Annotated in this window: 11 protein-coding genes; 3 read left to right on the top strand and 8 right to left on the bottom strand. The window is 66.1% G+C overall.

The annotated features are described in order from the left end of the window. Positions 1-46: 46 nt before the first annotated feature. The 4 genes from ACWELQ_RS26050 to ACWELQ_RS26035 all read right to left on the bottom strand — a co-directional run bounded on the left by ACWELQ_RS26050 (position 47) and on the right by ACWELQ_RS26035 (position 5,247). On the bottom strand, positions 47-1,876 hold the full coding sequence (locus ACWELQ_RS26050) for an AMP-dependent synthetase/ligase (protein WP_452399670.1): 1,830 nt from the start codon (positions 1,874-1,876) through the stop codon (positions 47-49). Positions 1,877-2,066: 190 nt separating this feature from the next. Beyond that, entirely contained in the window at positions 2,067-2,672 is a 606-nt protein-coding gene (locus ACWELQ_RS26045; RefSeq protein ID WP_452399669.1) for a GTP cyclohydrolase, read from the bottom strand. A gap of 77 nt (positions 2,673-2,749) precedes the next feature. Next, positions 2,750-3,595 (bottom strand): GTP cyclohydrolase II, encoded by an 846-nt coding sequence (locus tag ACWELQ_RS26040; RefSeq protein WP_452399668.1) that lies wholly within the window; start codon positions 3,593-3,595, stop codon positions 2,750-2,752. Positions 3,596-3,699: 104 nt separating this feature from the next. Continuing rightward, the gene (locus tag ACWELQ_RS26035; RefSeq protein WP_452399667.1) at positions 3,700-5,247 is read right to left on the bottom strand and encodes a carbohydrate kinase family protein; all 1,548 of its coding nucleotides are present in this window, start codon (positions 5,245-5,247) and stop codon (positions 3,700-3,702) included. A 374-nt stretch (positions 5,248-5,621) separates the two neighbouring features. Between ACWELQ_RS26035 and ACWELQ_RS26030 the strand changes: the two genes are divergently transcribed. The 3 genes from ACWELQ_RS26030 to ACWELQ_RS26020 all read left to right on the top strand — a co-directional run bounded on the left by ACWELQ_RS26030 (position 5,622) and on the right by ACWELQ_RS26020 (position 6,865). Then, positions 5,622-5,963 carry a hypothetical protein gene (locus ACWELQ_RS26030; protein ID WP_452399666.1) on the top strand — a complete coding sequence of 114 codons (342 nt, stop codon included), beginning with the start codon at positions 5,622-5,624 and terminating at the stop codon, positions 5,961-5,963. Further along, on the top strand, positions 5,941-6,195 hold the full coding sequence (locus tag ACWELQ_RS26025; protein WP_452399665.1) for a hypothetical protein: 255 nt from the start codon (positions 5,941-5,943) through the stop codon (positions 6,193-6,195). Before ACWELQ_RS26030 ends, ACWELQ_RS26025 begins: the two co-directional genes overlap by 23 nt. Positions 6,196-6,439: 244 nt before the next feature. Continuing rightward, positions 6,440-6,865 (top strand): hypothetical protein, encoded by a 426-nt coding sequence (locus ACWELQ_RS26020; RefSeq protein ID WP_452399664.1) that lies wholly within the window; start codon positions 6,440-6,442, stop codon positions 6,863-6,865. On the opposite strand, the gene ACWELQ_RS26015 is transcribed toward ACWELQ_RS26020, so the two are convergent. The 4 genes from ACWELQ_RS26015 to ACWELQ_RS26000 form a co-directional block, all read right to left on the bottom strand. Continuing rightward, positions 6,862-8,361, bottom strand: coding sequence for a PfkB family carbohydrate kinase (locus tag ACWELQ_RS26015; RefSeq protein WP_452399663.1), 1,500 nt, complete (start codon positions 8,359-8,361; stop codon positions 6,862-6,864). The genes ACWELQ_RS26020 and ACWELQ_RS26015 overlap by 4 nt on opposite strands. Before the next feature lie 86 nt (positions 8,362-8,447). Next, positions 8,448-9,527, bottom strand: a complete 1,080-nt coding sequence (locus tag ACWELQ_RS26010) for a quinone-dependent dihydroorotate dehydrogenase (RefSeq protein WP_452399671.1) — start codon at positions 9,525-9,527, stop codon at positions 8,448-8,450. An 18-nt stretch (positions 9,528-9,545) separates the two neighbouring features. Then, positions 9,546-9,809, bottom strand: coding sequence for a DUF5703 family protein (locus tag ACWELQ_RS26005; RefSeq protein WP_452399662.1), 264 nt, complete (start codon positions 9,807-9,809; stop codon positions 9,546-9,548). Next, positions 9,809-10,401 (bottom strand): YncE family protein (locus ACWELQ_RS26000; RefSeq protein ID WP_452399661.1); only part of this gene is annotated, 593 nt, incomplete at its 5' end. The genes ACWELQ_RS26000 and ACWELQ_RS26005, both read right to left, overlap by 1 nt.

Genomic DNA, 10,401 nt, shown 5'->3' with positions numbered 1-10,401 from the left:
GACCTGTGGGCCTGGACTTCTCGTCCAGGCCCACAGGTCGTTCCGGCTACTTCATGTCGACGACACCGTCGGGGGCCGGGGTCAGGTAGAGCGCGGCGATCTCGGTGGCGTACTTGGTGGCGATGGGGGTGCGCTTGAGTTTGAGGGTGGGGGTGAGTTCGTCACCGCCGGGCTCCCAGGCCAGGTCGAGGATGGTGAAGCGTTTGATCTGCTCGACGCGGGCGAGTTTGGTGTTGGCGGTGGCGACGGCGGCCTTGATCTCGGCGACGATCTCCGGGTGCGCGGCAAGGGTTTTCAGTTCCGCGTCGGGGAGGCCGAGGGTTTTGGCGCGGACCACGGCGGTGTCGGGGTCCAGAACGATGAGCGCGGCGATGAACGGTTTGTTGTCGCCGATCGCCACCACCTGACCGACCAGCGAGGACGCGGCCTTGACGGTGTTCTCGATATTGGTGGGAGACAGGTTCTTTCCCGCCTCGGTGATGATGAGTTCCTTCTTGCGGTCGACGATGCTGACGTAGCCGTCGCCGTCGATGGTGGCGACGTCACCGGTGTGCAGCCAGCCGTCGGCGTCGAGGGCCTCGGCGGTCTTGTCGGGCATCTTGCGGTAGCCGCGGCTCACGATGGGGCCGCGCACCAGCAGTTCGCCGTCCTCGCCGAGGCGGATCTCCAAGCCCTTCAACGCGACACCGACGGTGCCCGGCTTGGGCTTGGCCAGCGGGGTGTAGGTACCGACGCCGGAGGTTTCCGACATGCCCCACACCTCGGTCACCGTGAAGCCCAGGCCCAGCAGGTATTCCAGGGTCTCCGGCGGGATCGCGGCGGCACCGGAGGCGGCGACCTTGAGCTCGTCGAAGCCCAGGGCGCGGCGCAGCTTGCTCAACACCAGTGCGTCGGCGAGCTTGTGCTGCACGTCCAGCAGCGCGCCGCGGCCGTTGCCGGCCAGATCGGCGCGGGCGGCCTGCGCGCCGACGCTCAGCGCCCAGTTGGCGAGGGCCTTCTTCACCGGGCTGGCCTCGACGGCGAGCTTGGCGTCGATCCCGGCCTTGATCTTCTGCCACACGCGCGGCACCCCGAAGAACGCGGTCGGGCGGGCGTCGGGCAGGGCGGCGGCGATCTCGCACGCATCCGGCACGCAGGTCATCTGCACGCCGGTGAACAGGTTGGCGCAGTGGCCCGAAATGCGGTCGGCCACATGGGCGGCCGGCAGGTAGGACACCGAACGGTCGTCGAGGCCGACGGTCAGCGGACCCTCGACCAGGCCCACGATCTGGGCGACCACATTGGCATGTGTCAGCTCCACGCCCTTGGAGGGGCCGGTGGTACCTGAGGTGTAGATCAGGGTCGCGACGTCCTGCGGCTGCACGGCCTGCCAGGCGGCGTCGAAGTCGAAGCCTTCCTGCGGTGCGGCCTCGACCTCATCGAGGGTCGAGGTGCCCGCGGCCGAACCTTCCACCAGCACAATGTGTTCCAGCTCGACGCCCGCGCCGCGCACGGTGTCCAGGAACGCGGGCTCGGTGATCACGATCTTGTTCTCGGCATTGGTGAACAGATGCGCGATCTGCTCGGGCGAGCTGGTGTTGTAGATCGAGAACGGCGTCGCCCCCAGATGCAGCGCCGCGGTATCGACCAGATTGAACTCCGGCCGATTGGTCAACATGATCCCGACCGTGTCCCCGCGCCCCACCCCCAACCCCGCCAACCCGGCCGCGATGCTGCGCACCCGCTCCCCGTACTCGCGCCAGGTGATCTGCCGCGTCCCCCCGACCGTCCGCAGCGCCACCTGCCCCGGCCGCAACGTCAACGTCTGCTGAAACGCCTGCGGAATCGTGTGAACAGTAGTGCCCGATGCATGCGCAAACCCGATATCAGTCGTCATAACCCTTTTCCCGGTAGCCTCTCGCGGTACCCCGCCACCCGCGCGCCCACCAGCGCGAACCCCACCGCCGGCAACTCCCGACCAACCCCATCACGCGATGAACACACGCCAGCTGTGGCGCGGCTCACTCATCGTAACCAGAATGTGTTGATTGTGTCGTGGGCGGCTTCGGTCACGTTCGTGGCCGAAATTACCGATCCGTGGCGGGAAGCTGTGAATAGGCGCTACGCCGTTTGGCTTTCGCGGCCATGTACAGCGCCGCGCGCTCGCTGCGCGGCTTCGTCTCGAGCGGCACCATCTCGACGACCAGCCCGGCGTTCTCGACGGCATGGACTTTGTCCTGGTTGTTCGTCATCAACCGGACCGACCGCAAGCCCAGCTCGGCGAGCGCGGCGGCGGCATGGTCGTAGGTGCGGGAGTCCTCGGGATGGCCGAGTATGCGATAGGCGTCGAAAGTGTCGGCGCCGGTCTCCTCCCCGACGTGCAGACCCATGGCCTTGAACGCCAGGCCTTCGCCGCGCCCCTCCTGTTCGAGATAGATGACGACGCCCTGCCCGTCCTCATCTTGGATCATTTCCATGGCCAGTTTGAGCTCGGGTCCGCAATCGCAATCGTCGGAATCGAGCGCATCACCATAGAGACAGCTGGAGTGGATACGCACCAGACATCCGTCGGTCGGTTCCCCGAAGATCAGCATGTGCCCAACTCCGGTCTCGTCGCACACTTCCTCCACCCGCACCCGCAACTCGCGCCCCTTACGAAACAGCGAATGTGCAGTTGCCTGAAGCTCTTTCACGCATACACCGCCTGCCGCCCTGCCTTTGGCAATTATGGCCGAGCGGTCGATTTCACGAGACGGATTGTTCGAAGAGTTCAGGACCCGAACATCCGGCCTGCGATCAAGCGTGCGCGTGCACGAAGCATTCGGGTTCGTTGCGGACCCCAGCGTCCGACCGCCAAGCCCGCGATCGCCGCAGCTGCCGTAATCATCGGTAGAGCCCATCCAACTCCAGCCCCCGGATACACCAAACACGATGCGACAGAACATATTCCACCGAATGTCACGCCGATGCCGGCCGTCGAGCCGGTGTGCATGACGCGCCTGGCACCATAGCCTTGCGGCAGCCGATGCCCTCGAAACTCGCGCTTGTCCCGAAGGTACTGATCTACCCAGGGGTTGCGGGGCACTATATGCAGTCGAACTGGCCGAACCGCAATACCCGCGGTTCGCAACTCTGCTTCCTTGTCAGGGTTGTTGGTCAGCAGGCGAACGGACAAGAGCCCAAGGTCCAGCAGCAGCTTCGCGGCGGGTGTGTACGTGCGTGAGTCGGGGGAATAGCCAAGTCGCTCATAGCTGGCGAAGGTATTCAGGCGCTCTCGCTGACTCAACGAGTAGCCGCGCGCCTTGCCGACCAGTCCCGCGCCCCGACCCTCCTGTTCGAGGTAGAACAGGACGCCACGGCCCTCGGCCTGGATCATGTCGAGGGCGAGCTCGAGCTCGGGTCCACAGTCGCAGTCGTCCGAGTGCAGCGCGTCACCGTATAGGCACCGAGAGTGGATTCGGACCAGGCAGTTCGGTCCGACGTCGCCAAATATCAGGGCATGTCCGGGAATTCCGTCCGGATCGAGTGGAATCACCCGTACTGTGATACTGCGGCCGTGGCGTGTGAACACATGCTCGGTCTCATCGTGCCGCAGCGGCACTTTCGCTGTCGTCAAGCGATCCTCCGGTCGGGGACGATAGGCACCGCATTTGCCCGCATCCAGTGGTCACACGCCGGGCCGCGAGAATGCTATACCTAGGGGCCTCGCCATGAGTGGTTTCATGCCGTGTCATCCGACCCCGGCGCGTCAGCGTCCGGTTCACCGGCGACAATGGCGTCGATCCGGTCCGGTGATGACAGCGTGTCCGCAACACTCCGGCCTCGGGGTGCCTGCGCAACTCGCCAGATCAGGTCCGCCATCGCCGCTGTTGCCCATTCGAAGTCATCGGTCTCCGCGTCACCGTCTCGAGTGACCACCCGGTAGGTCAATGCGGCCAGGAACGCTGAGGCCGCGCCCGCGACCAGTGGCAGCGGATTGGCGAAACGCGAAACTTCCTGGGTTCGGACATCAGCGCGATGGACCGTGCACCGAGATCGCTCGAGTACGCAGACGGCACCGACGCCCCGCCGCAGAAGCCAGGAGACAACCGAATCGGGCGACAAGTCCGGACGCAGCGCGGCAAGTTCGTCCGGTGAGCCTACGAGATAGTCGATCGCGGATAAATAGACCTTCATCGCATGGGTGAGCGGACGCTGCGGGCGCACGTTCACGATCAACCACGGCGCTTTCGACCGCGCCACGGCATCCTTCTGCGTACCAACCACTTCCAGCGTCCGCTCGATGACCGGGACGCTCTGTTCGAAGGTCAGCAAGACCGCTTTGACATCGCTGATCGCTTGTAGGTTGGAAGCGACATCGAAGTCAGCGGCGGTGAGCTGAATCCGGCCTACTTTGGCTGCGATATAAGAGGACTCGGTGCCGTCGTCAGTCTCGATCGCGATCGTGACAGGCGTACTCGCGCCCGGCACCGCCTTGACGAGGCTGGTATCGACGCCCTGGTCCGCCAAATACTCCAGGATCTCGATACCCTCGTCGTCTTTGCCGATCGCCGTGAGCAGTCGCGAATCGAGGCCTAATCCCGCAAGCGCCACAGCACGCTTGAGGCCCTTCCCTCCAGGGCAGCGGCGGAAGTCCCCCCACATGTCCACTCCAGGCCGGGGGAAAGCGTCCACTTCGACGATCATGTCCATGACCGCGTCTCCGATGACGACGACGGTAGGCCGGGGTATTGCTGACGGGATTTCGCTCATGGGAATGACCGACTGATAGGTCAATCCCCTTGCGAGCGTGGTGAAAGCGACTTCCTCGAGCCGACCGCGCAAAGCGCGCTCGCTGCGCACCCGATGAGCGACAGGCACACCGAGCAAACCGTGCAGGTCCGCCCAGCGCTGGGCCAGGCATTCGCGCCGCGGACCCAGGTCCGGGCTGTAGAGCTGCTCGGCGACCTCGACCGACAGTTGGTCGGCAAGCATGCCGAGGTTCAACTCCGCATCGACGATCAATCGCTGAGCGGGAGGAAGCTTTCCGGTGATGTAGCGCAGGACGTGTGGCAGAGCCGCCTCGGGTTCGAGACCGCTCAGGTGGGCATAGCGGCGCACTATGACCAGTCCCAGGAGAGCGTCGATGTCGACCGGACGAGCTCGATCACCGCCCAGACCAGTGCGTTTGCGCAATTGGAGCAGCGTGTCGCGGACGGCGCGGACGTCGTTGTCCTGCGCGGCCGTGTCGGCCCCGCTACTGCCCCCTAGGTTCTGCTGCATCGTCATCGGCACCAACTCATCACTTCGAACCAACCATAGAACCGACCGGGTTTGAACGTTCGGGAAAACGGCAATCTAATTGTGACAGCGTCAAAATACGATTCGGAAGCGCCAAATGCCATCCTAGACTTGGCAAAGTATCGCGGTCCGAGCGGACGAGCAGCTCCCGGGAGGTACCCGATGAACGGAATCGTTCTCGTGAACCGGAGCAGCCTGCGGCGCACCCGCCGAGCCCGCGATGACCGCGGCACCGATCTCGAGGTGAATGTCCAAGTGCGGTAGGCGGATTCACCGCCACGCACGTCCATCGACCAGATCGTCCAAGCCGTCACACAACCGCCTTTCGGACGTGACGCCTCCCGGACCCATCGGAGGCCTCCATGACCCTCTATCACGCCCGGCATTCCATCACGACGAGTCTCACCGCCGAGTGCGCCGAGCACGTGCCCGGCGGACCCGAGCCGGGGTGGCGGCTCAGCTGGCACGCGGACATCGTTTTGACTCGCGAACAAGCAACGGCGGCAATGGAACTCACCGAGACGCTGATCAGCATGCCAGCAGCCACCGACAAGGCGTGGCGGCGGGCGCGGGCCGTGGCGGCCGAACTGGGGATCGATATGGAACGAGCCCACGCCGTGTTGGCGCGGAGACAGGTCGAACGGGGGAAGCATGACGATCTATACGACGGACGACTGGTGCATGACCAGCGATATCACCGATGAGAGTGTGGTGCGGGTGGCGGATCGCTGGACGTTGGCTTGGCGGTGCAGCTGGTTGCCTGATCGGTTGCTCACGCGGGCGCAGGCATTGGCGGCGATGGTGCTGGCCGAGAGCGTCGCCGCCGGGTACCCCCGCGATGAGAAGGCGCAGGGCCGCATGGTCGCCAGTGCCGGAGAGTTGGGGATTCCGGTGGAGCAGGCGGTGTTCATCCTATTGAGGCGGCGGTCGGCGTGACCACGCGAGGGGATGGCCACGCTCGCCGTCAACTACTTCATTGCCGACGCGCGATCGGTGGAGAAGAGGGTGACGAGCGACTCGACAGACCGGATTGTGGCGGGAAGATCGATGAAATAGCTACCGCTCAGCATCCGATGAGGGAGCAGGCAGCTCGGCGCGGGACATCGACCGCGACGGGCGCACCACAGCGTGAGCGGGCAGTGATCCTGTCGGCCGCGTGCACCGCCCGAGGGAGGAACGCATGACCATCGACATCACGGCGCGGGAGATGAAAAGTGATCTCAGTCCGGAGCACGCGGTACGGCTGAGCAGGCTCGGGCAGGAGGAATGGCGGCTGAGTTGGCTTCCACGGCAACGCCTTTCGAGGGAGCAAGCTCAGGCCGGGATGGAGCTGGATGAGATCCTGTCCGATCCGGCGATCGTCTACGACGAGCAGGCACAGGCCAGGGCGGCGATCCATGCGGCCCGACTGGGCATCGGAGTGGATCGGGCGGTCATTCTGCTGGCGGTGCGGCTGGCCGAACGGCTGCATCTCGATCCGCCCCCGGAGCACGTGGCGGATACCGCAGCGCCGCAGCAGATTCCATCACCGGCCACGGCTACCGCCGAACGACGGACCGGGCCCCACTTGGCGCATGCGGGCGCCCGGCCACGACACCGAGGCTAGGAGGCGTCGAGGCGACGATCGATTGCCTCGCGAGTCGGTATGGAGTCGGGGATGCTCGGCACCATCGTCGCTCGTGCAGAGATCGCTGCGGCGGCCCATTCGAGGTGCTCGACACCCGCCCGACAGCGCGCAGCCACGTCGGTAGGGCGTGGATGGGTCATCAATCGGGCCATGAACGCCGAGACGAATGCCGATGACGCACCAAATGAGCAGGGGAGGCTGGACTCGAGGTACGTCCGCACCGGATCGACTTCGAGAGCGTCGGCCGAGTACATGGCGCAAGAATGCTTGTCCAAGACCACAACCGAACCGACACCGTGGCGCACCAGTTGCCGCGCAACCTCTGCCGAATCGATACCGGGCCGCAGGCGGGCGAGTTCGCCGACAGTCGCGATCAGGTAGTCCACGGCCTTCAGATATTCGGGCAGCTGCGTAGGGAACGGTTGGGGTGGAGTGGCGCTCACGAACAGCCATGGCCGCTCCGCACGATCGGCGATGGCCGCCGAGGCCGCAGACAACAACTGCTCGCTCTGCTCGAAGGTCAGCAGCACGGCATCGGCGTCGAGGAGGGCGCGGGTGATCGGAACGTCCGCGATGTCGCGGGCGTCGAATCGGATCCGGTCTGCCTTACCCGCGATCGAGGCGGTCGATCCGTCCTTGCCGACGATCACCGAGGCGGTCGGCGTCGGGCCGAGCCGGACGCGTAGGAGACTCGTGTCGACGCCGCGCTTGCTCAGATACTCGACGATCGCGCCGCCCGCGTCATCGTCGCCAACCGCGGCGAACAGTCGGGCGTCCACCCCGAGGCGCGCCAAGGCCACTGCACGGTTGAGGCCCTTTCCGCCGGGGTGGTCGGAGAATTTCCCGTACAGGGACTCACCGTCGCGCGGCATTGCCTCAACGTGCCAGATGTAATCCCAGGCCGCGTCACCGATGACGACGGCGGTTGGACGTGTTGTCGCCGAGAGGATCTCGCTCATGGGCACGACCGACTCGCGGGTCAAGCCGCGGGCAAGAGAGGTGAACGCGATCTCCTCGACTCGACCCCGAAGCGCGCGTTCGCTGCGCACCTGACGAGTTACGGGTACACCGAGCACATCGTGCAGATCCGCCCAGTACTGGGCCAGAAACTCTCGCCGTGGGCCCAGATCCGGGCCGTAGACCTGAGAGCAGATGTCCTCGGGTAACCGGTCGGCGAGCATACCCAGATTCAGTTCCACATCGACGATCAAGCGTTCTGCCGCATCGAGCCTGCCAGCGACGTAGCGCACAGCGTGCGGCAGCGCGGTCTCCGGATCGGCTCCGCTGAGGTGGGCGTAGCGGCGCACGACGACCAATCCGAGCAGCGCGTCGAGGTCGACCGGGCGGGCCCGATCCCCGCCCAGGCCAGTACGTTTACGCAACTGCAGCAGCGTGTCGCGGACCGCCCGAACATCGTTGTCCTGCGCGGCCGTGTCGGCCCCGCTGCTACCACCGAGGTTCTGCTGCATCGTCATTCGCACCAACCATAAGACCGGTCAGGTCGGTGCGTCCGACGAAACGGCAAGGTGATGCCGAGGGCGGCAGAAGGCCGACTCGATCCTCAGGCGCGGGTTTTGTGTTCTGCGCCTACGGCTTCCGAGAGGTTCGAGTAGCCGTGTTCGCGGAGCTTGGCTGCCAGGCCGCGGTGGATGTGTTTGGGCCACAACGGGCCGCCGTAGATGAAGCTGGTGTAGCCCTGGAGGAGGGAGGCGCCGGCGCGGATGCGTTCCCAGGCTTGGTCGGCGGTTTCGATGCCACCCACCGAGATGAGGACGAGTTGGTCGCCTACGCGGGAGTAGAGGCGGCGCAGGACTTCCAGGGAGCGGTCGGCGACCGGGGGGCCGGAGAGGCCGCCTGCGCCGATGGGTTCCACTTCCGAGGCGGGGGTGTTGAGGCCGTCGCGGCGGATGGTGGTGTTGGTGGCGACGATGCCGGCGAGGCCGAGTTCGACGGCGAGGTCGGCGACGGCGTCGATGTCGTCGTCGGACAGGTCGGGGGCGATCTTGACCAGGACCGGGACCGAGACCGTGTCGAGGACGGCTTGCAGGATGGGGCGCAGGGAGCTGACGGCTTGCAGGTCGCGCAGGCCCGGGGTGTTGGGGGAGGAGACGTTGACGACCATGAAGTCGGCCAGCGGGCCCAGCAGTTTGGCGCTGATGGCGTAGTCGCCTGCGGCGTCTTCGGGTTCGACGACCTTGGTCTTGCCGATGTTGGCACCGATGGGGACGCCGCCGGGCAGCCGCGCGGCGAGGTGGCCGGCCGCGGCGGCGGCGCCGAAGTTGTTGAAGCCCATGCGGTTGATGAGCGCCCGGTCGGCGGGCAGGCGGAACAGTCGCGGCGCGGGGTTGCCGGGCTGGGCCTGCGCGGTGACGGTGCCGATCTCGGCGTAGCCGAATCCCAGTGGCCCCCAGGCGTCGACGCCGTCGGCGTTCTTGTCGAAGCCGGCGGCCAGGCCCAGGGGCGCGGGGAACTCCACGCCGAATACGCGGGTGCGCAGGATCGGGTCGTCGGCGACGAGCAACGCGCGCGACAGGGCGCGGCCCGGGGTGAACCGGGTCGCGAGCCGCATGGCGGCGAAGGCCAGATGGTGGATGGTTTCCGGTTGCAGCCGGAACATCACCTTCAGCAACAGGGCGTACAGGCGCTCATACATAGGGGGTTACATCACCGCCTCGGGTGTCGGGGATAGCAGGGGAGTCTTGCGGCGGCGCAATAACACTCGGCGGGAGCCGTCGGTGTAGGCGCGTACCCGCGACAGCTCCCAGCCGCCGTATTCCGCGTGGATGGACAGACGCATGGCGGTCGTGACCCTGTTGATGCCCGGAGGCAGCCGCAGGGGCACGTATTCCCATTCGTCGCTGGATTCCTCCCAGCCCTCCGGTAATGTGCGCGATTGGTGCGCCGATCGTGAGGCCCGAGCCATCACTGCCCTCTCTTCCGCTGGTCCGCTGCGATCCGTTGCAGACCGTCTCCGGTCGCGGATCCCACGAACAGGTCACCGGTGCGGTCATCGACGGTGACCGAGTTGGGCTGGCGCACCGTCGGGTAGCGCCCCACCTCTACCGGTATACCCGTCGACAAGTCGTAGCCGACGACTTCGTTGCTGCCTGTCAGCGTCACCCACACGGTCTCCAACCGCTGATCGTAGGCGAGTGCGTAGGGAGAGGAGCCTACCGGGAAACGCTGGTGCAGGACCAAGGGATCAGCCGTGTAGACCAGCAGTTCCCCACCGGCGGTGTCGGTAACCATGCGGCGGCCGAAATGGTCGCCGATCATGTTGGTGGCGCCGTCACCGGTGCGCAGCGACAGGCCGAGTTTGCGGGTGCCGTCGAGTTGCACGAGCGCGGTCTGGCGGCGGTCGAGCACCACCGTCGCGTCGTCGGTGGTGTCGATGGCGTCGGCGGAGGACAGGCCCGAAATGGTGTGGCGCACAGTGCCGTCGGCGTCGGCGAGCAGGACTTTGCCGTTGGCCAGGCCCGCGACCAGGGAGCCGTCGGCGCGCAGCGCGACCGAGC

Source organism: Nocardia sp. NPDC004722 (genome assembly GCF_053601505.1).
The sequence above is the reverse complement of the archived record's forward strand: the minus strand, read 5'-3'. Positions and strand labels throughout refer to the sequence as shown.

Excerpts from the sequence above, each read along its gene's own strand:
- ACWELQ_RS26015 (WP_452399663.1), bottom strand. The coding sequence starts at position 8,361 with ATGACGATGCAGCAGAACCTCGGTGGTAGCAGCGGGGCCGACACGGCC.
- ACWELQ_RS26005 (WP_452399662.1), bottom strand. The coding sequence starts at position 9,809 with ATGGCTCGGGCCTCACGATCGGCGCACCAATCGCGCACATTACCGGAG.
- ACWELQ_RS26025 (WP_452399665.1), top strand. The coding sequence starts at position 5,941 with ATGACCAGCGATATCACCGATGAGAGTGTGGTGCGGGTGGCGGATCGC.
- ACWELQ_RS26050 (WP_452399670.1), bottom strand. The coding sequence starts at position 1,876 with ATGACGACTGATATCGGGTTTGCGCATGCATCGGGCACTACTGTTCAC.
- ACWELQ_RS26020 (WP_452399664.1), top strand. The coding sequence starts at position 6,440 with ATGACCATCGACATCACGGCGCGGGAGATGAAAAGTGATCTCAGTCCG.
- ACWELQ_RS26030 (WP_452399666.1), top strand. The coding sequence starts at position 5,622 with ATGACCCTCTATCACGCCCGGCATTCCATCACGACGAGTCTCACCGCC.
- ACWELQ_RS26035 (WP_452399667.1), bottom strand. The coding sequence starts at position 5,247 with ATGACGATGCAGCAGAACCTAGGGGGCAGTAGCGGGGCCGACACGGCC.